A 20,394-nucleotide genomic window follows, 5' to 3' on the forward strand; every position below is an offset into this window, starting at 1 on the left:
TCGGAGCGGGCTCGAATGGACGGCGACCTGCAGCCTCCCTCCCCTCCCCGCTTGCCTAACTCTATTAGGCAAATGCATACTCCCATTAGGAAGAGCATCACGCTGGCGTAGATGAGCCGGGAGGCGGACGGATATGGCACGGGTGGGGCTGACCACGGAGCGGCTGGTCCGGGCGGGGGCCGAGCTGGCCGACGAGATCGGCTTCGAAGGGGCGACCCCGGCCGAACTGGCCCGCCGCTTCGGGGTGCGGACGGCGAGCCTGTACTCGCACGTCAAGAACGCGCACAACCTCCGGACCCGGATCGCGCTCCTCGCCCTGGAGGAACTGGCCGACCAGGTCTCCGCCGCCGTCGCGGGCCGCTCCGGGCAGGACGCCCTCTCCGCCTTCGCGAACGTCTACCGCGACTACGCCCGCGCCCACCCGGGCCGCTTCGCCGCCACCCGCTACCCACTCGCCCCGGAGACGGCCGCCGCAAGCGCGGGCGTCCGGCACGCGCAGATAATGCGCGCGATGCTGCGCGGCTACGGCCTGCCGGAGCCGCAGCAGACCCATGCGGTACGCCTGCTGGGCAGCGTATTCAGCGGCTACGTAGAACTGGAGGCAGCGGGCGGCTTCAGCCACAGCCCGCCGGCCTCGGAGGAAACCTGGCCCGAAATCCTCCGCGCCCTGGACGCCCTACTGCGCGCCTGGCCGGACCGCGGCGGGTCTGCTGCTCCCGCCGGGCCGCCCGGGGACCCCGGACCCTCTGGGGGCACCGGTGTGCCCGGCCCCGCTGGCCCACCTGGGGAGATCCGGCCGCCCGGAGAGGTCCGGCCGCCTGTGGGCACCGGGGCGCCCGAGGAGGCCGGGCCATCGGAGCACGCCGGTGCACGTGGCCTCACCGAACGGCACGGAGACGTCCGACCGCCCGGGGAGGCCGGGCCATACGGGGGTGCCGAGGGACCTGACCTCGCCAAACCGCCCAGGCACGCTGGGGCACGCGGGGACGCTGGGTCGCCTGACCTCGCTGCACCGTACGACGACATCCAACCGCCCGGGGACGCCCGTGCGTCCAGGGGCGCTGGAGCACCTGAGGATGGCTAGCTATCTGGAGACACCAGTGCGATTCGCCTCACCGGACGGCCCGGAGATGTTCGGCCGTCCGGAGATACCGGGCGATACAGGGTTGCCGCGGGCGCATAGCCCCCCGAACCACCCAAGAACGTTCGGCAGTCCGGGGAACCGGAGCCATCCGGGAACGCCAGGGCGCCCCGCCTCACCGGACAGCCCGAGGACGTCCGACCGCACGGGGACCCTGGAGCGCCCTGCGACACCAGGCCGTCTGCGGAGCCAGGAGTGCCTGACCCCACGGGATCACCCGAGGATGTGCAGCAGTCCGGGAAGTCGGGCGCCCCGGGGACGTCCGACTCTTCGGGAACGCCGGGGCCTGGCCCCGGCGGACCGTCCCGGAACGCGGGGCCTCCCGGACAGGCCGAAGGGCCCGACGACTCGGGGCTGTCCCGGGATACCCAGCCGAACGACGACGCTGGTGTGCCCGGCTGCTCCGGACAATCAGGGGCAGCCGAAGCGCCTGGCGTCACCGGACCGCCGATGGACATCCGGCCGTCCGGGAACACCGCAGGGGCTGGCCGCGCCCGACCTCCTCGGCGCGCTGGGGCGCCTGGGCACGCCAGACCGCCCGAGGACGCCGGCCCGTTCCAGGACGCTGGGCCATCCGAAGACCCCAGCGCCTCCGCACCCCCGACCACCGGGGGACGCTGGGACGATCGGGGGCGCGGAGGCGTCCGCGAAGGCTTAGCCACCCGAGGGTGCCCGGCAGTCGTCCGGACCCGGCCCCTCCCCCCCCATTCCGACACGTCGAAGCGACCGAGGACATGACCACCGACAGCGCCTGGACCACCACCCCCATCACCGCCGCCCTCCTGCGCGGCGCCCTCGATCTGGAGCACACCGGGCGCGGCGTACTGCCCCACCGGCTGCCCGCTCGCGCCCGGCAGCAGATACCCGATGCCCAGTTGGCCATGGCGGAGTCGCAGCCCGCCGGGGTGCGGCTGGCCTTCCGGACCCGGGCCACCGCCGTCGAGCTGGACGTCATCGCCTCCAAGCGGGTCTACCCGGGGGCACCGCCCCGCCCCGACGGGGTGTACGAACTCCTCGTCGACGGACGGCTCGCGGGCCATGCCAGCGCCCCCGACGGGGACACCCTCACCATCGACCTGGCCACCGGCTCGGCCCAGACCCGACCCGGCCCGGTGGAAACCCTGCGCTTCACCGACCTGCCGGGTGACGACAAGGAGGTGGAGATCTGGCTGCCGCACGACGAAGCCACCCAGCTGGTCGCGCTGCGCACCGACGCGCCCGTGGACATCCCGCCGCCCAGCGGCCGCAAGGTCTGGCTGCACCACGGCAGTTCGATCAGCCAGGGCTCCAACGCGGCCACCCCGACCGGTACCTGGCCCGCGTTGGCCTCGGCCCTGGGCGGGGTGGAGCTGATCAACCTGGGCTTCGGCGGCAGCGCGCTGCTCGACCCGTTCACGGCCCGCGCGATCCGCGACACCCCGGCCGACCTGATCAGCGTCAAGATCGGCATCAACCTCGTCAACCTGGACCTCATGCGGGCCCGCGCCTTCGCACCGGCCGTGGACGGCTTCCTGGACACCATCCGCGAGGGCCACCCGGACACCCCGTTGCTCGTCGTCTCGCCCATTCACTGCGCGATCCACGAGACCACGCCGGGCCCCAGCGCCCCGGACCTCGACTCTCTGCGCGAGGGCCGACTGCGCTTCGTGGCCGCCGGTGACCCGGCGGAGACCGCCGCCGTCAAGCTGACGCTCGGCGTGATCCGGGATGAGCTGGCCCGCCTCGTGGGCCGCCGAGCCGCCACCGACCCGAACCTCCACCTCCTGAACGGCCTCGCCCTCTACGGCGAAGCCGACCAAGCCGCTCTGCCGCTACCCGACGCCCTCCACCCGGACCCGCCCACCCACCGCCTGATCGCCGAAAGGTTCGCCCGCCTGGCCTTCGCGGACGGCTGCCCACTGGCCGCCTCGGACGGCTGACGCTGCTGGCCGGGCCTGGCCACCGGTGCCAGGGGCTGGCCGGGCTACGGGACGGGAGCCGGGGCCCGGCCCCAGCTATCCGGGCGGCGCAACGGGGCTCCGGGAGCCAGCCAGGTCTGTCTGGGCACTGCCAGTGGCGACCACATCGCGGCCAGCCGCAGGACGGCTACGGCAGCACGCACCGGCCGCCTGGCACCTCTGCTGCTGCCGCGTCCATCCCCAGCGAGCATCACACCAGAGCCTCCGGACGCGCCCGACACCCCGGTCGCCCTTGTCGGACTTGGGCCCCCTGACGGGCGCTGGGGTCTTGGGCTTCGCCCCAGAGAGCAGGTCCGGGTGCCCGCCGGATGGTGACCGGCCCGAACTCGGCTGGTTCGGCTTACTGGTTGGCACGGGCGGACTGGTCGAGACCTCTCCGGCCCCGGCCGGGTTTACGCCGCCGGACGGATACTGCGGCGACCTGGCAGCGCTGGCGCTATTCGCCGAGTGTCGCCGCCTCTGGGCGTCCGACGTGGCCGCGAGCGGTTCCCTACTCGTGGACCACATGAGGACGTGAAGCCTGGACAGGTGCCTGCGCCGCGCCGCCGGAGGCTTCCAAGACCCCAGCAGGGGCCCGGGGATCGGACCTACCGATCCCCGGGAACGTAGACGCCGGGCCGCACCGGGCGCCTCGCAACTGCGCAGGGCCCGAAGCGGGAGGCGGCGCGCCGTCAGCGACGGGCCGTCTCCCTGCCTGGACGCCAGTTCCGAGGTCAGCCGGACTGCCCTTCGCCGCCTGAGCCCTGTCCGGGGGCGGGTGCCTGTTCCGGCTGGGCCGGGGGCTCGGCCGGCTTGTCCGGCACCTTCGCGGGCGGTTCGGCGGGCTTCTCCGGAGGCTTGGCCGGAGGTTCAGCGGGCTTCTCCGGCGGCTTCGCGGGTTCCTCCGCCGGCTTGTCCGGAACCTTCGCCGGAGGCTCAGCCGGCTTCTCCGGCGGCTTGGCCGGAGGTTCCGCCGGCTTCTCGGGGACCTTGGCGGGCGGCTCGGCAGGCTTGTCCGGCACCTTCGGAGGCTCAGCGGGCTTCTCGGGGGGCTTGGCCGGCTCCTCCGCAGGCTTGTCGGGCACCTTGGCCGGAGGCTCAGCCGGCTTCTCCGGCGGCTTGGCCGGCTCCTCGTCCGGCTTCGCCGGCTTGTCCGGGACCTTCGCGGGCGGCTCAGCCGGCTTCTCCGGGGGCTTGCCCGGCTCCTCCGGCTTGTCCGGCACCTTCGCCGGAGGCTCGGCGGGCTTCTCCGGAGGCTTCCCCGGCTCCTCGCCCGGCTTCTCCGGCACCTTGGCCGGAGGCTCCGCAGGCTTGTCCGGCTTGTCGGCGGGCTTCTCCGGGACCTTCTCGGGCGGCTCAGCGGGCTTTACCGGCGGCTTCCCCGGCTCCTCACCGGGCTTCTCCGGCTTGTCAGGGACCTTGGCCGGGGGTTCGGCGGGCTTCTCCGGGGGCCTGCCCGGCTCCTCACCCGGCTTCTCCGGCTTGTCGGGCACCTTGGCCGGAGGTTCCGCAGGCTTCTCCGGAGGCTTGCCCGGCTCCTCACCGGGCTTCGCCGGCTTCTCCGGCTTATCCGGCACCTTCGCCGGAGGCTCACCCGGCTTCTCGGGCGGCCGGCCCGGCTCCTCCGCCGGCTTCCCCGGGTCCTGTGCCGGAGGCTCCGCCGGCTTCGCCGGGTCCTCCGCCGGCTGCTCCGGCTTTGCCGGAGGCCGGTTCGGCTGGTCCGGCCGCGCCGGGCGCTCCCGCTCCACCGGAGCCCGGTCCGCCGGGGGCAGTACCGGGTACGGGGCGTTCGGCTTCTGGCCCTGCGGCGCCGGGACCTCGTGGTCGTGTGTGCCCCGGGCGTCGCCGCTCGGGCGTTCGTACCAGTCCTTCCGGTCGTGGTCGAACATCGTGACCTTCTTCACCGGCTCCGCCGCCGGCTTGACCGCCACCATGTCGGCGTTCCGGAAGGAGGTCCACTCCTTGCCGCTGTACGTCTGCCTGCCCTGCACCGCCACCGGCGGAGCCAGCGGGTTTCCGCAGGCGCACCGCACCCTCGGCACGCCCCGGTTGTCCACCAGGACCGCCGTGCCCGCCTGCAGTACCGCCTGGTAGCTGGTGGGGCCGCCGCCCTTGAACCCGTGGTTCGTCACCCGCGTGTCCCAGCCCAGCCGTACCGGCGTCAGCGACCGCAGGTACGACGGGATCTCGGCCTGCTGGATGTTCAGCGGGGCGGCGAAGGCGCGGCTCTTGTCCGGGTGCTGCCCGAGGAAGGTGATCTGCTTCTCGACGTCGCAGCTCGCCAGGTTCCGCGTGCCCCCGTACAGGCCGGGGTACGAGCCGTTCACCTCCAGCGTCCGCGCGCCCGTCGCCGCCGCGCCCTCGGGCGCCGTAACGGCCACCGGGGTCACCCCGGTGTCCTGCGAGACCGCCGCCGTCGAGGCCGTGAAGGGATCCGGGCCGGCTTCCGCCGCCGCCTGGAGGAACACCTCGCCGCCCGCCGCGGTCCTGCCGCCGCCCAGGACCGTGAAGAGGACCACCGCTGTCGCGATGGCCACCGCGGAGCCCGCGCCCAGGAGGGTCTTGCGTGACCGCCATCCCCGGCGCGACCGACGGGGTTCCGGTTCACCTGGATCGCCGGGCGGGCCGTGCGTACCGCTCCCCGGTGGCGGTGCGCCGGGCGGTACGGGTGGCAGCGGAGGCGGAGGGATCTCGCCCGACGGCCGGCCCGAGGACGGGCCGGAGAGCGGGCCGGACGGCGGGCCCGTGGGGCGCTCGGAAAAAGGAGGGAGGGAACTCACGACACTCTCCCCCCGCCACAACCGGTCGGGAGATTCACGGCTCTTCGCATGGTCTCGCTCCTCATCGCCAATATACCTCCGCGTCCTGGAGGCACGGGTACGGAGAATTCCGCTCCCACGCGATGCCGAGACGTACGGGCGAAAGCCGTTTCCTTTCGCCTTCCCCTCGCCGTGAAGCGGTGGGTCACCCGCTGTTCGTGTCACCCATGCAATGAGTAGGCCCTGTTCCCGCCGCCGCGTCAGGTTCCGAGAATTCGGGGCTTGACGTAACGAGGCAATCCGCCCCCTCCCCGCTCCTGGAGATCAGCCGTCGCGCCGCCCCGCCACCACCGTCGCGATCTCCGGATAATCGAGGACCAGCCCGTCCCCGTCGAATGCGATATCGCTCCGGAAATCCCCGGACGCGTACCGGATGCGGGCGCCCTGGCCCTCGTACGGCAGCGGGGTGTACGTCTGGTGGTTCGGGCTGACCTCCAGATCGGGTACGGACACCCAGGCCATCAGGAAGTCGTGCGGACCCGCGTCCGGGGTCCGGTGGAGGGCGTGGCGGAGGACCGGCATGGTGTTCGTCAGCGGGCACAGGCCGAGGTCGCAGTCGAGCGCGCCGTCAAGATCCGGGCGGTGGGTGCCGTCGACCGTCCAACGGCCCGCGTCGTTGCGGAGTTCCAGGGTCCGCGTGGTGCTCGCGGTCTCCACCGTGACGGTGAGGGCGGAGGTGACGTACCCGTCGCCGGTCTCCAGCGCGTACGTCACCCAGTACGGCTCCGGTTCGAGGCCGACGGCGCGCCCGCGCGCGCTGAGGCGGCCCTCGGTGAGATCGGCCCAGGCGGTCGCGTACCCCTCGCCGGGCAGGACGCGCCACGTACGGGTGAGGTGTCGAGTGATCATGGGACGAGCCTATGCCCGGTACGGCCGCCGCACCGGAACCACCCGCCGCCGCCGCCGGCCTTGGCCCCGTCCCCCAGCCGCCAGCCCCGGCTAAGCCCGCACCACCGCCTCCCCCACCGTCGCGCCCGCGCACAGTTCGAGCCGGGGCCCGGTGAAGGAGGCGCGGAAGCGGTCGTCGTGCGAGACGGCCACCACCGCGCCGCCGAAGGCGGTCAGGGCCTCCTCCAGCTCCTCGACCAGGGCGGGTGCCAGGTGGTTCGTCGGCTCGTCCAGGACGAGCAGTCCCGCCGGGCGCGTCACCAGCCGGGCGATCTCCAGGCGCCGGCGCTGGCCGACCGAGAGGGCCGCGACGGGCACGTGCAGATCCTCCTCGCGGAAGAGACCGAGGCCCAGCAGCTCCCCCGCGTGCTCCTCCGGATCGCCGGGGCGCCCGGCCGCGAAGGCGTGCAGGAGGGGGCGGCGGCCCGGGTGCGGGGCGATCTCCTGCGGGAGGTAGCCGACCGAGGTGTGGTGCCGCACGGTGCCCCGGTCGGGCGCGAGGTCACCCGCGAGCACGCGCAGCAGCGTCGACTTCCCGGCCCCGTTCGGGCCGGAGACCAGCAGACGCGCCCCCGGGCCGATGGACAGTTCCGGGAGGGAGAGCCGGCCGTCGACGGTAATGCCGGCGAGCTCGGCGACGTACGGGGTGTCCTCGGGGAGGGCGGCGGTGTCCTGGTCGATCCGCGTGGCGAAGCGCAGCGGCTCGGGCGGCGCCGTGACCGGCTCCCGGAGCAGCTGGTCGAGGTGCCGACGGGCGGCCCTGACCTGGCCGGAGAGCTTGGCCTCGTGGGAGCGGCGGTGTTTGCCGAAGCCCTCGCGCGGGTCCTTGCCGGTGACGGCTAGCCGCTGTCCGGCGGCATCGACGAGCTGCCGGGTACGGGCGAGGGTGTCGACGTACGCGCGGTGGTTCTGCTCCTCGGCGCGGCGGGCCGCGGCCCGGGCGGCGCGGTAGCCCGCCCAGCCGTCTCCGTAGCGGGTGACGGTGCGCAGGTCGCGGTCCACCTCCAGCACGGTGGTGGCCACGGCGTCGAGGAAGTCCCGGTCGTGGGTGACGACGAGGAGCGTGCCCCGGTGGGCACGCAGCCGGTCCGCGAGCCAGGACACGGCGGGGGCGTCGAGGTGGTTGGTCGGTTCGTCGAGGAGCAGCAGCTCGGGTGCGGCGCCGAGTACGCAGGCCAGCGCGAGCCGGGACTGTTCGCCGCCGGAGAGGGAGCCGAGGGGGCGGTCGCGGCCGATACGGCCGATGCCGAGGCCGTGGAGGGCGGCGTCGGTGCGGGCGTCGGCGGTCCAGCCGTCGCGGGCTTCGAAGGCGGTGAGGAGGTCCCCGTAGGCATCGAGCTCGGCGGGACCGGCGTCGGCGAGGGTGCTCTCGGCGGCGTGGATCCGGGCTTCGAGGGTCCGCAGCTCGTGCAGGGCCCGGTCGACGGCGTCCTGGACGGTGCGCCGGGGGCCGAGTCCGAGGGTCTGCGCGAGGTGGCCGGTGCCGCCGGGGAAGGCGAGGGTGACGCGGCCGTGGTCGGGTGCTTCGGTGCCGGCGATCAGGCGCAGGAGGGTGGATTTGCCGGAGCCGTTCTCGCCGATCACGGCGGCTCTCTCGCCGGGGCGGAGGGTGAAGGAGACCTGGTCCAGGACCACGCGGTCGCCGTAGGTCTTGGTGACGGCGCTGAGGGCGAGCTGAGAGACGGGGGCGGTTGTTTTGGCCTGGCCGGTGGGGCCGGTGGGGCTGGCCGGTCCGGCCGGTCCGGTCGGTCCGGTGGAACTGGTGGGGCGCATGTGGGGTCCTGGGGGTGGATGCGTGGTCTGCTTCCGGGCGCGGGGCAGCGCCGGGCGGGGCGGCGGGGGCCGCTCCCGTCCGGTCGCTCCGGGCTCAGGGGAACAGGTGGGGGACACGCATGGGACCAGGCTACTGCGGACCGAACCGTCTCGTCTTCTGGATTTCGTCCGCGGGCCGGTGGCGGATCAGGAGGGCGCGCCGGCGAACGGACCGTGGGGCGCGCCGGGAGCCGCCTCGACGTTGGCGATCATCCTGCGCAGCACCTTGAGGGTGGAGGCGTACTCCTCGTCGCTGATCCCCTGGTGCACCACCGCGCGCATCTCGGTCACCAGCGCCCGCAGCCGGAGGCGGGCGGCCTCCCCCGGTCCGGTGAGCCCCAGGCGTCCGGTGTCGTCCGCCGACAGCCAGCCGCGGTGCAGCAACTGGTCCACGACACGGCCGATTTCATGCGGGCCGTCCGCCAGGGGGGTCAGCTCGGCGGCGACTTCCTCACGGGTCGGCGGCGCGGAGGGGCTGGCGTAGCTGCCATTGCCGCCGTTGCTGCCGTTGACGCGGTTGAGGACCCAGTACTGGGGCTGTGTGACGTCGATCCTGGCCATGGCATCGCGCAGTTGGCGGGTGACGGCCGCGTGGGCCAGGCCGGTCCAGTACCCGACGGGCTGGGAGGCCAGCAGGTCGTCGGGGGCGGTGGGGTCGGCGGGGGCCTGGTCGGCGGTGGGGCGGGTCGGTCTTTCCATGATCACGACGCTACCCCCCTTCCGCCGACCGGCCGTTCGCCTGCACTGGGGCGTGGGTCGGGCGGGCCCGGGGGACCTGCTGGGGCTGCGCTCAGACGGCCGACACACGGACACCGGCGATGCGGTCGGACGCGTCGAACTCGATCTCCGCCGTGCTGCCGCCGGGCAGTTGGGCGAGCATGCGGTCGCCCTCCTCCCGTACCGGCAGGCCGTGGTGATCGAGGTATCCGCTCACCACCCGCCGCGCGGAACGGCCGAACAGCCCAGCGCCCGTGAGGAGTTCGCGCGGCAGCGCGACCGCGTCGACAGTCGCCCGCGGAACCTGCGGGTCGTCCGGCAGGAAGTACACCTGGGTGCCCGGTCCGGCCTGGAGGCCGAGGTATCCGGGCGCCTCCGCCACGCCCATGCCCGCGAAGGCCAGGGTCTCGGCGGCCCGCCGGGGGTCGTCGAAGCCGGAGAGGTCCAGCGCCTCCTCGGTGAACTCGCGGATGCCGTTTTCGCGCCCGTAGCGCTCGATCGCGGCGGTGAGCGCGACGGCCTCGGTGCCGCGCAGGCCGGGGTTGGCCCAGCCCCACATCCAGGACTGCTCGTCCAGGTCGTACGTGCCGAGTACGGCGATCCGCAGTTCGAGCCCGCCCTGCCGGTAGAGGCAGGCCGGGAGGTCGGCGGTCCAGGGGCCCTCGGGGATGAACCCGGTGAGGGTGTCGAGCTGGGCGGCGCCCCAGGCGGCGTGCCGCTCGGCCTCCTGGAGGAAGGCGTCACTGAACTCCGTCATCATGATCATGCCCATGACCCTACGTGGCCCAGCGCTCCTCCCCTCCCCCACCCTCCCCGACGGACCCGCACACCAGCAACCCGCCGCCGGGCATGCGGCGCGCGCGGAGGCCCGTACGGAACCAGCCGGAGGGGGTGAAGGCTGCCTCGGCCTCGGGGGCCCGGTAGTAGCCGCGGGGCGTGCAGGGGCCGCGGGCGAGGAGCCGCCCGGGGCTTCCGTCGGGCACGTCCTTACCCTCCTCGTCGACGACGCGGAACTCGTCGTCGGGCGAGAGGGGCTGGGCCGGGGCGCCGGGCGGGGCAAGGAGCAGCGGCCCTTCGGGCCCGCCGAAGACCTGCTGGAGCCGATGGTCCGGGGCGGGTGCGGGCACGGCGTGGCCGGGGACCTGTACGAGCCGCAGGCTTGCGGCACCGGGCTCGAACCCAGCGCAGCCGGCATCCGACCCGGGCGAGGCGACGGTCACACCCTCCCTCTCAACGGCGGCCAGCCAGTCGGGAGTTCCCACATCCTCGGCAAGCACGACAGTCCCACCCACCGCCAGCGTGCCGATGATGCCGGGGCCGCCGAGGGCGAGGTTGCTTCCGGCGGGCAGCGCGGTGAGGTACACGTCGTCCTGGGTGAGCGACACCGCCTCGGCGGCGGCCCGCGCCTGGTAGGCGTAGTCGTTGTGGGTACGGGGCACCAGCCGGGGCGCGCCGGGCGCCTCCGCGAGCAGCAGGAAGGCGACCTGGTCGGCGCTCTGCGCGAGCGACGGGCCGGGCGCGGCGTCGACGGTGCCGAGCTCGGCGTACTGGCAGCCCGCCGAGTCGGTGGTGAGCCCGCCGTACGGGGAGGAGTCCCCCGGCGCGGGCAGGGTGAACACCCGCCGCAGGAAGGGCCACCGCGCCGCGATGTCGGCGGCCACGGCGGTGTGGTCGACGCCGTGGTGGGCCGCGGGGCCGACGTAGCCGACGGCCTGGGTGAGGCGGACGATCTCGGGCAGGTCGGCGACGGACCGGCTGACCGGACACAGCACAGGAACGACACCGGCCCGCATGAGCGCGAACAGGGTCACAACGAACTCGGGAACGTTCGGCAACTGCACGACCACCCGCAGGCCGGGACTCAGCCCGCGCAGCCGGAATCCGGCGGCCATGCGGTCCACGCGGCGGTTGAGATGAGCGTAGGTGACGCGGGTGGCGCCGTGCACGAGGGCGGTCCGCGGGCCGTACCGCTGGGCCCACTCCCGGAGGAGGTTGTCGAGCGTGTTGCCGCGCCAGTGCCCGGCGGCCCAGTAACGGTCGACGAACTCCTGGGGCCAGGGGGTACAGCCGCCGAGCAGGGGTCCCATGCGCCTCTTCCTGTACGTACCCCGGCGCAACCGCGCCGCCTTGACCCTGGCATTCCACGCCCCGGCCACCCCACGGAACAACCCACCGACCCACCGACGCCCAACTCCCCCACTGGGCAAAACCTCCAACTCCCGCCGCGACTTGACCCGGTGCGGGGCGGTGACGACGCCCGGTCCGCCGCCCGCACGGTTACCTGGAAGGCTTCGCGCCACTGGAGGACCGGGCCGTCACGTGCACGCACTTCGTCAGACGTCCCAGGAATCGGGCGCCCCGCGCCGTCAGGCCACCCCGAGCTGCCCGGACGATGCGGCGCGAGGCCGTCCACTCGGCCAGCGCTCCCGTCTTCCCGGCTGCGTCGACCTCGGGGAGCCGATGCCGGCGCGGCGGCTGGGCGCGTTATGCCGCTTGGTTCGGTGCCGGGGTGGTTCGAGGGGGCGCGTCGGGCCGTTTCAACGCTGCTGTGGCCTGGGCATGGGCCGTTTCCGCTGCTTCTGCCGCTTCCGCTAGGAGGGCGCGGGCCCCTTCCGCCTCGGTCAGGCGGGACCGGAGGGTGGCTATTTCTGTGTCGGCCGCTTTCAGGGCCGCGCGGGTTCGGGTGCGTTCCGCTTCGGCCAGGGCCAGGGCTTCTTCCGCTGCGCGGGCCGCCGCCCCCGCGTCGGGGGGATCGGGCTTGCGCGTGCCCGGCGGTGGTTCCGGGACTGCGAAGCCTGTGGGTGGAGGTGGTTCCGTGAGGGTGCCGTGGATCCAGGTGGTGGCTGTTGCCGGGTCGGCCAGGACGGTGCGGAGGATCTGTTCCACCTCGTGCCGGACGCTCTCCGAAAGCGCGCGGCCCGCCTCCCCGGCCAGCCGGCACGCCTCGCGGGCCATCGCCGCGACCACCACGTGCTGCTGGTGCGACAGCGTGCGCAGTTCCTCGCCCGCCAGCGTGCGGTGGGCCTCGCGCAGGCCCTCGCCCAGTTCCAGCAGCCGCCGCGCCTGGTCCTGCTCGGCGCGGGCCAGGAGGTTCGCGGCCCACACCGCCAGCGTCGGCCTGCGCAGGGCCGCGATGCGCTTGGCCTGCGCGCGTTCGCCCGCCGCGCGGGCCTCGGCGGCCCGGGCGTCGCGGGCGGCCGTGAACTCTTCGGGCCGCAGCCCGTACAGCTCGCTCGTCACCGCGTCGACATCGACCACAGCACCACTGTCCATCACCGGGGCGCAGAGCGCAGAGCGCGTAGCCGACGGACCGGCCCGACCGGCCCGACCGGCCTGACCGGACCGCCTCAACCATGGTTGAGGTTGATCAATATGATCATAATGCCGCATGACCACGAAATCCCTCTACCTGCTCTGCTCCGCCGCCCCACCCGTCTTCGACGTCGCCGCCGTCATCGAGGACGCGCAGGCCCGCGGCTGGGACGTATGCCTCGGGCTCACCCCCACCGCCGCCCACTGGCTGGCCGAAAGCCTCGACGGGCTCGCCGTCCTCACCGGGCACGCCGTCCGCTGGCAGTACCGGCTCCCCGGCGAGCCGGACCTCTGGCCCGCGCCCGACGCCCTGCTCTACGCGCCCGCCACCTTCAACACCGTCAACGCCTGGGCCCTCGGCCTCACCGACCGCCTCACCGTCGGGCTCGCCGCCGAATCCCTCGGCAACGGCACCCCCGCCACCGCCGTCGCCTGCGCCAACTCCGCGCTCGCCGCCCACCCTCAGTACGAGATCTCCCTCGCCACCCTCCGCAACGCGGGCGTCCAGCTGCTCCAGTACGACAACACCCCCACCGAGACCCCGGCCCCCTTCCCGTGGGGCGCGGCCCTCGACTCCCTCGACCGCAGCGCGGTCCAGATCTGACCGGGCACACGACCGAAGAGGAACGGCCGCGGTTTGCGGGGCGGCGGCCGCTGAACCATAGTCCGAGGTATGGACGCGCGCGAGGCCGCGCTCCGACGGGCGCACGAGCATGCCCTCCGCTGGCTGGCGAGCCTGCCCGACCGCCGGATTCCCGCACGCGCATCGGTCGACGAGACCGTGCGCGCGCTCGGCGCCGAGCTACCCGACGCCCCGAGCGAGCCCGCCGATGTCGTGGACCTGCTGGCCACGGCCTGCGAGCCCGGGCTGACCGCCTTCCCCAGCGGCCGCTTCTACGGATTCGTGGTCGGCGGCACCGAACCGGCCGCGCTGGCCGCCGACTGGCTGGTCAGCGCCTGGGACCAGAACTGCGTGATGCGCGCCGCTTCCCCCGCCTGCACGGCGGCGGAGGAGATCGCGGGCGCCTGGCTGCTGGATCTGCTCGGGCTGCCGCCCGGCAGCGCCGTCGGCTTCACCACCGGCGCGACGATGGCGAACTTCACCTGCCTCGCCGCCGCCCGGGACACCGTCCTGCGGCGCGCGCACTGGGACGTCGCCCGTGACGGACTCGCCGGCGGGCCCGCCGTCCGCGTCCTGGTCGGCGCCGACCGCCATATGGCCGTCGACCTGGCCCTGCGCTATCTGGGACTCGGCGCACCGGAGGTGGTCGAGTCCGACAGCCAGGGACGCATACGGCCGCCGGCTCTCCGGCGGGCCCTGGACCGGGCGGACACCCGCCGTCCCACCCTCGTGGTGCTCCAGGCCGGGGACATCCACACCGGCGCCTTCGACCCCTTCCCCGAGACGGTCCAGGCCGCGCGCGAGGCGGAGGCGTGGGTGCATGTCGACGGGGCCTTCGGCCTCTGGGCGGCCGCCTCCCCCCGCCACGCGCACCTCACGCAGGGCTGCTCCGCCGCCGACTCCTGGGCCACGGACGCGCACAAGACCCTCAACGTCCCCTACGACTGCGGTCTCGCCCTCGTACGGGACCCCTCGGCCCTGCGGGCGGCGATGGGCCTGCGCGGCGACTACCTCATCCAGCACGAGCGGGGCGATCCGGTGGACAAGGTCCCCGAACTCTCGCGGCGCGGCCGGGCCTTCCCCGTCTGGGCGGCCCTGCGCTCCTTCGGCCGGTCCGGGGTGGCCGATCTCGTGGACCGGCTCTGCCGGCATGCCCGCGCCTTCGCCGACGGAGTTGCCGGCATCGACGGCGCGCGGGTGCTCAACGACGTGGTGTTCACGCAGGTCTGCGCCGACTTCGGCGACGACGCGCGCACCGAGCGCGTGCTCGCCCGGGTGCTGGAGGACGGGACGGCGTGGATCAGCGGCTCCACCTGGCGGGGCCGGCGCGTCATTCGCATCTCGGTGAGCAACTGGTCGACGACCGACACCGACGTCGCCCGCGCGCTGGACGCCATCCGCCGCGCGGCGGATGCGACGGCGCGCTAGGCCGCGCGCCCAGCGACCCGCCTCTCAGTGCACCACGCTGAAACTCCGCCAGGGCCGGCTCCTGGGCGCCGTCACGTTCGACAGCGTGGTGGCCACGTAGATCTCGTTGTTCGGTTCCTGGGACTGCCTGCAGTCGAAGTTCTCGTAGAGGATCACGTCCACCAGCGTGTTGTTCTCCACATGCGTGGCCCCGTCCGGGATGGCGATCCGGTGGCAGCCGGTGACGATGGTGTTGTTGTAGCTGATCTCGACCGGCGAGTCGTGGCCCCGGAAGCTGAGCTGGCCGACCGTGGTCCGACCCAGACCCGAGCAAGCGGTGGCGCTGAGCAGCAGCGCTGCGGCCCCCGCGATGATGCCGATACGTCGCCTGTGGGACATGGTGCGGTCCTCGTCTGTGCGGTGGTGTCGGTCCTTGCCCACAGCGTGGCCCGCCCCGGCGTGGGGGGCCCGCTGTGCTCGGCCGACCGGATGAACCGCGGGCCGCGCGGGGCCGTACCGGGCGGGCGCGCCGAGGGTGAACCCGGCGGGTCCCGCACGGCGGGCGGGGGCGGTCCGCGCGACCATGAAGGTGATGACGAAACGCAGACGCGGGCCGCACCGGGCGGGCGGCGGACAGGGCCTGCGCCGCTGTCCGGTGCCGCCGCGCCACGAAGCCGGGACCGCCCGGAAGGAGCGGGTGCGGGATGCCTGACGAGATGCCCCTGGAGGACCTGGTCATCGGCGCCGCCGCGGACGCCGGCGGCTGGCTGGGCGCCCTGCCCGTGGCCCTCGCGGCCACCAGCGGCGAGGGGGCGATCGTCCGCTGGAACCAGGGCGCGCAGGAACTCCTCGGCTACTCCCCGCCCGAGGTCCTGGGGCGTCATATCGCCGACCTCCTCCACCCCGGGGCCGACCGCAGCCTCGGCCGGACCCTGTGGGAGACGGCCGCGTCGGGCCACGGGGTGATGGGGACGGTGACCGCCTGGCACCGGGGCGGCCATCCGCTGGAGCTGGAGATCTGGGCCTGCCCCGTACCCGACCGGCGGCACGGCGCCTCGGCCGTGCTGGTCTTCGCCGCGGACGCGCACGCGGCCCGCCGCATCCGCGGCTCCTCCGCCGTCTGGGACGGGCTGTTCGCCCGGTCGCCCGTGGGCATCGCGATCCTCGATACGCAGCTGCGCTTCCTCCAGGTCAATCCGGCGCTGGAGGCGATGAACGGCCTGGCGGAGTCGGCCCACGTGGGGCGGCGGCTCGCGGAGCTGCTGCCGGAGGTCAACGCGGGCGAGATGGAGGAGGCCATGCGCCAGGTCCTGGACACCGGTGAGCCGGTGCTCGACCGGCGCCGGACCGGCCGTACGCCCGCCGACCCGGATCACGACCGGGTGTGGGCCTGCTCCTACGTACGGGTGGAGGACCCGGGCGGCCGGCCGATCGGGGTGATCGCCTCCCTCCTCGACGTCACCGCGCAGGAACGCGACCACACCGAGGCCGAGGCCGGGCGGCGGCGGCTGGCGCTGCTGAACGAGGCCAGCTCGCGGATCGGGGCCAGCCTCGACCTGGAGCGCACCGCGCAGGAGCTGGCCGACCTGGCCGTTCCGCATCTGGCGAGCGCGGTGACCGTGGACGTGCTGGATTCGCTGGCCCGGGGCAACGAGCCGGGCCTCGGCCTGACCGGCGGGGTGGCGCTACGGCGGCTGGGCAAGGCCCCGCTGACCGGTTCGGCGGTGACCCAGCTCCTGGCGCCGCTGGGCCGGACCCTGACCTTCCCCTCGGCGGCGCCCTACACCCAGGCCCTCGCGGCGCGCCAGCCCTATCTGATCGCGCATCTCGACGCGCAGTCCGTGGCCTCCGCGGCCCGGCACTCCCCCAAGCCCGCGCAGCTGGTCGACATCGGCGTGCACTCGTTCCTGATGGTGCCGCTGATCGCGCGCGGTCTCGTACTCGGTGTGGCGGCCTTCTACCGCTCCCGGCCGCACGGCCCCTTCGGGTCGGACGATGTCACGCTGGCGAGCGAGCTGGCCGCGCGCGCCGCGCTGAGCATCGACAACGCGCGCCTCTACCACCACGAGCACGAGACCGCGGTGGTCCTCCAGCGGAGCATGCTGCCCCAGCACGTCACCCCGCCGCCCGGCATCGAGATCGCGCACCGCTATCTGCCCGCGAGCGATGTGAACGAGGTCGGCGGGGACTGGTACGACGTCCTGCCGCTCAGCGGGGGCCGGGCCGCGCTGCTGATGGGCGACGTGATGGGGCACGGCATCGCCGCCGCCGCGGTGATGGGCCGGCTCTCCGCGACCGTCCGCGCCCTGGCCCGCCTGGACATGCCTCCGGCGGCGCTGCTCCTCCAGCTGGAGGCGGCCCTCGCGGACCTGGCGGAGCCGATGCTCGCCACGTTCCTGTACGTGGTCTGCGACCCCGCCACCGGGCAGTGCTCCGTCACCCGCGCCGGACATCCGCCGCCCGCGGTGGCCGAGCCGGACGGCACGGTCTACCTGGTGGGGACGCCGCCCGGGGTCCCGCTGGGGGTCGGCGGGATCACCTTCACCACCACCGAGATCACCCTCCCGCCGGGCAGCCTCCTGGTGCTGTACACGGACGGCCTGATCGAGGCCCGTACCCGCGACATCGACGAACGGCTGAGTGAGCTGACGGGCCTGCTCACCGAACCGCTCCAGCCGCTGGACCAGCTGTGCGACACCCTCATCACGCATCTGGTCCCGGCCTCGGCGGACGACGACATCGCCCTGCTCACGGCCCGCATCGGCACGGACTCCCGCCTCCCGCCGATGGGCCCGACACCTGTCTGAGCCCCGGCGGGCCGGGGGTCAGAGGGGGTCCACGTCCAAGAAGGCGGAGAGGGCCGCTTCGGGGCCGCCGCCCGCTTCTCCCGGGAGGCTGAGCTCCGCCCAGATGACCTTTCCCTCGGGCGTGTAGCGGGTGCCCCAGTGCTCGCTGAGCTGCGCGACGAGGAAGAGGCCGCGGCCGCCCTCGTCGGTGGTGGCGGCGTAGCGCAGGTGGGGGGCGGTGCTGCTGCCGTCCCAGACCTCGCAGGTCAGGTTGTGGTCGCGGAGCAGGCGGACCCGGACGGGCTCGCTGCCGTGCCGCAGGGCGTTGGTGATCAGCTCGCTGAGGATCAGCTCGGTGGCGAAGCCCAGCTCGGACAGGCCCCACTCGTCCAGCTTCTTCGCGGCGACGCTGCGCATGGCGCCGACGGCGCTCGGCTCGAACGGCACGTCCCACTGCGCGACCCGGTCCGCTCCGAGGGTCCGGGTCCGGGCGATCAGGAGGGCCACGTCGTCGGTGGGGCGGGCCGGGAGCAGCATGTCGAGGACGGCCCGGCAGCTGTCGTGCGGGTCCCGGTCGGGATGGCTGAGCGCGGCGCGCAGCAGTTCCAGGCCCTCGCTGATGTCCCGGGTGCGCTCCTCCACCAGCCCGTCGGTGTACAGGACGAGCTGGCTGCCCTCGGCCAGGTCCAGTTCCGCGGTCTCGAAGGGCATGCCGCCGAGGCCCAGCGGGGGTCCGGCGGGCAGCTCGACGATCTCCGTGCTGCCGTCGGGGGCGACGAGCAGCGGGGGCAGGTGGCCCGCGCGGGCCATGGTGCAGCGCTGGGAGACCGGGTCGTAGACGGCGTACAGGCAGGTGGCGCCGAGCACGCCGCCGTTGCCCTCCTCGGAGTCGCCGTTGTGGTCGTGGTCGATGCGCTGGACGAGGTCGTCCAGGCGGGCCAGGATCTCGTCCGGGGGCAGGTCCAGGGAGGAGAAGTTGTGCACGGCGGTGCGCAGCCGGCCCATGGTGGCGGCGGCGTGCAGCCCGTGGCCGACGACGTCCCCGACGACGAGGGCTACGCGGCTGCCCGGCAGCGGGATCACGTCGAACCAGTCGCCGCCCACCCCGGACTGCGCGGGCAGGTAGAAGTGCGCCACGTCCATGGCGCTCTGCTCGGGCAGGGCGCGGGGCAGCAGGCTGCGCTGGAGGGTGACGGCGAGGGCGTGCTCGCGGGTGTAGCGGCGGGCGTTGTCCATGCTGACGGCGGCGCGGGCGACCAGTTCCTCCGCGAGGGACAGCTCGTCCTCGTCGAAGGGCTCCTGCTTCTGGGAGCGCCAGAAGTTGACCACGCCGAGGACCACGCCGCGGGCCATGAGCGGGGCCGCGATGAGGGAGTGGATGCCGTAGTCGACGATGGCCTCGGCGCGCGGCGGGTCCTGGGCCTTCCAGCCCGCCGCGTCGTCCAGGTGCGGTACGAGCTCCGCGCGGCCGGTGCCGTAGCCGCGGGCCTGGGGGGTGGAGGGCAGGAAGTCGATCAGGCGGCCGACCGGGTAGAGGGGGTGGTCGGAGCGGATGCCGCTGATGGCGGTGCGCCGCATGTCGGCGCCGGGGGCGGGCTCGTCCCCGTCGACGACCTGGTCGGCGAGGTCGACGGTGACGAAGTCGGCGAAGCGGGGCACGGCGACGGCGGCCAGTTCCTCGGCGGTGCGGACCACGTCGAGGGTGGTGCCGATGTCGCCGCCGGCGTCGTAGAGCAGCTTGAGGCGGCGGCGGGCGGTCTCGGCGCGGGTGGTGAGGATCTGCATCTCGGTGGAGTCGCGGATGGTGACCACGGCTCCCTCGGGGCGGCCGTGCGGGTGGGTGGGCCGCTGGTTGACGACGAGGAGGCGGTCCCCGCTGGCCAGGACCTGGTCGGTGGCCTCGCGGGCGGAGAGCAGCAGGTCCGCGATCCGCCGGTCGAGGCCCGGGACGTCCCCGATGGGGTGTCCCTCGGCCTCCTCGGGGAGCCCGAGGAGTCGTTTCGCCTCGTCGTTGGCGAGGACGAGGCGTCCTTCGCCGTCGGTGATGACGACGCCCTCCCGGACGGCGTGGAGCACCGCGTCGTGGTGCTCGTACATGCGGGTCATCTCCTGCGTGCCGAGGCCGTGGGTCTGGCGGCGCAGGCGTCTGCTGATGAGGGCGGTGCCGACGGTGGCGAGGGCCAGGCCGGTGGCGATGGCGAGGAGGATGACCGGGAGCTGGCGGTCCAGGGCGCCGGTGACGTTCTCGACGGTGAGACCGGCCGACACCAGGCCGACGACCTTGCCGTCGGGGCCCTTGACGGGCACCACGGCCTGGATCTCCTTGCCGAGGGGGCCTTCGACGCTCTCGGTGTGGACCTTGCCCTGCAAGGAGGGCTCGATGGTGCCGACGAATCGTTTCCCGATGCGGTCGGGCTGCGGATGGCTGTACCGGATGCCGTTGGTGTCCATCACCACGATGAAGTCGACCCCGGCGGCCTTGCGCGTCTGCTCGGCGAGGGGTTGCAGGACCGCGGAGGGATCGTCGGTCTTGAGGGCGCCCTGGAGGCCGAGCTGGTGGGAGAAGGTTTCGGCCACGGCCACCGAGCGGTTGCGTGCCTCGCGGTCGATGTCGTGGCGCGACTGGAGTACGAGGGCCAGGAGCGCCCCGGCCGCGAGCAACACCACGATCGCCACCTGGAGGACGAATACCTGGCCGGCGACGCTCTTGAACCGGTTGCCTAGAGGTGACCGCACCGACGTACCCGGCACGGGTGGCGAGGAATGGTCACGTCCCCAGTTGTAGCACCTCCGGGCCGTCACGGCCCCCGGCGTGCACGATGTCCGTCCGGAGTGTCACGCGCCGTCGCCCGCCGGACGCGGCCGGTGCCGTCGCCCGAGGAGCGGCCCGTCAGGCGGCGGCCGATCCAGGGCAGCAGGTGCTGCCGGGCGAAGCTCAGGTCCTGGGCCCGGC

The 20,394-nt window shown here is 74.0% G+C and carries 13 protein-coding genes and 1 pseudogene; 5 read left to right on the forward strand and 9 right to left on the reverse strand.

Annotated features, from left to right (window positions below; genetic code table 11):
* Nucleotides 1-133 precede the first annotated feature (133 nt).
* Together ABZ873_RS24780 and ABZ873_RS24785 are read left to right on the forward strand one after the other, a co-directional pair.
* Nucleotides 134-694 (forward strand): annotated as a pseudogene (locus ABZ873_RS24780) (WHG domain-containing protein); the annotation flags it as partial.
* A 1,181-nt stretch (nt 695-1,875) separates the two neighbouring features.
* Nucleotides 1,876-3,060, forward strand: a complete 1,185-nt coding sequence (locus ABZ873_RS24785; protein WP_360875854.1) for an SGNH/GDSL hydrolase family protein — start codon at nt 1,876-1,878, stop codon at nt 3,058-3,060.
* 752 nt (nt 3,061-3,812) lie between these two features.
* Here the strand turns inward: ABZ873_RS24785 and ABZ873_RS24790 are convergent.
* The 7 genes from ABZ873_RS24790 to ABZ873_RS24820 all read right to left on the reverse strand — a co-directional run bounded on the left by ABZ873_RS24790 (nt 3,813) and on the right by ABZ873_RS24820 (nt 12,572).
* Nucleotides 3,813-5,615 (reverse strand): DUF6777 domain-containing protein, encoded by a 1,803-nt coding sequence (locus ABZ873_RS24790; protein ID WP_360875856.1) that lies wholly within the window; start codon nt 5,613-5,615, stop codon nt 3,813-3,815.
* Nucleotides 5,616-6,161: 546 nt separating this feature from the next.
* A complete protein-coding gene (locus ABZ873_RS24795; protein ID WP_360875858.1) occupies nt 6,162-6,746 on the reverse strand; it encodes a putative glycolipid-binding domain-containing protein in 585 nt (194 codons plus the stop codon).
* A gap of 90 nt (nt 6,747-6,836) precedes the next feature.
* Nucleotides 6,837-8,558, reverse strand: a complete 1,722-nt coding sequence (abc-f, locus tag ABZ873_RS24800) for a ribosomal protection-like ABC-F family protein (RefSeq protein ID WP_360875860.1) — start codon at nt 8,556-8,558, stop codon at nt 6,837-6,839.
* Between the two features lie 186 nt (nt 8,559-8,744).
* A complete protein-coding gene (locus tag ABZ873_RS24805) occupies nt 8,745-9,296 on the reverse strand; it encodes a MarR family winged helix-turn-helix transcriptional regulator (RefSeq protein ID WP_360875862.1) in 552 nt (183 codons plus the stop codon).
* A 91-nt stretch (nt 9,297-9,387) separates the two neighbouring features.
* Entirely contained in the window at nt 9,388-10,080 is a 693-nt protein-coding gene (locus tag ABZ873_RS24810) for a DUF6882 domain-containing protein (RefSeq protein ID WP_360875864.1), read from the reverse strand.
* A gap of 10 nt (nt 10,081-10,090) precedes the next feature.
* Complete coding sequence (locus ABZ873_RS24815) at nt 10,091-11,401, reverse strand: AMP-binding protein (RefSeq protein ID WP_360875866.1); 1,311 nt, start codon at nt 11,399-11,401, stop codon at nt 10,091-10,093.
* 397 nt (nt 11,402-11,798) lie between these two features.
* Entirely contained in the window at nt 11,799-12,572 is a 774-nt protein-coding gene (locus tag ABZ873_RS24820; RefSeq protein WP_360875868.1) for a hypothetical protein, read from the reverse strand.
* Nucleotides 12,573-12,702: 130 nt separating this feature from the next.
* Between ABZ873_RS24820 and ABZ873_RS24825 the strand changes: the two genes are divergently transcribed.
* Together ABZ873_RS24825 and ABZ873_RS24830 are read left to right on the forward strand one after the other, a co-directional pair.
* Complete coding sequence (locus tag ABZ873_RS24825; RefSeq protein WP_360875870.1) at nt 12,703-13,230, forward strand: flavoprotein; 528 nt, start codon at nt 12,703-12,705, stop codon at nt 13,228-13,230.
* Nucleotides 13,231-13,299: 69 nt separating this feature from the next.
* Nucleotides 13,300-14,676: a pyridoxal-dependent decarboxylase gene (locus tag ABZ873_RS24830; protein ID WP_360875872.1), complete on the forward strand. Its 1,377-nt coding sequence runs from the start codon at nt 13,300-13,302 to the stop codon at nt 14,674-14,676.
* A 24-nt stretch (nt 14,677-14,700) separates the two neighbouring features.
* Here the strand turns inward: ABZ873_RS24830 and ABZ873_RS24835 are convergent, their stop codons facing one another.
* Nucleotides 14,701-15,054, reverse strand: coding sequence for a hypothetical protein (locus ABZ873_RS24835; RefSeq protein WP_360875874.1), 354 nt, complete (start codon nt 15,052-15,054; stop codon nt 14,701-14,703).
* 305 nt (nt 15,055-15,359) lie between these two features.
* Here ABZ873_RS24835 and ABZ873_RS24840 point away from each other — a divergent pair, with 305 nt between their 5' ends.
* Nucleotides 15,360-17,462, forward strand: coding sequence for a SpoIIE family protein phosphatase (locus tag ABZ873_RS24840; protein WP_360875876.1), 2,103 nt, complete (start codon nt 15,360-15,362; stop codon nt 17,460-17,462).
* An 18-nt stretch (nt 17,463-17,480) separates the two neighbouring features.
* Here the strand turns inward: ABZ873_RS24840 and ABZ873_RS24845 are convergent, their stop codons facing one another.
* Nucleotides 17,481-20,177: a SpoIIE family protein phosphatase gene (locus ABZ873_RS24845; protein ID WP_360875878.1), complete on the reverse strand. Its 2,697-nt coding sequence runs from the start codon at nt 20,175-20,177 to the stop codon at nt 17,481-17,483.
* Nucleotides 20,178-20,394 lie beyond the last annotated feature (217 nt).

It is taken from the genome of Streptomyces sp. NPDC047014, from assembly GCF_040644195.1.
Lineage (GTDB): Bacteria > Actinomycetota > Actinomycetes > Streptomycetales > Streptomycetaceae > Streptomyces.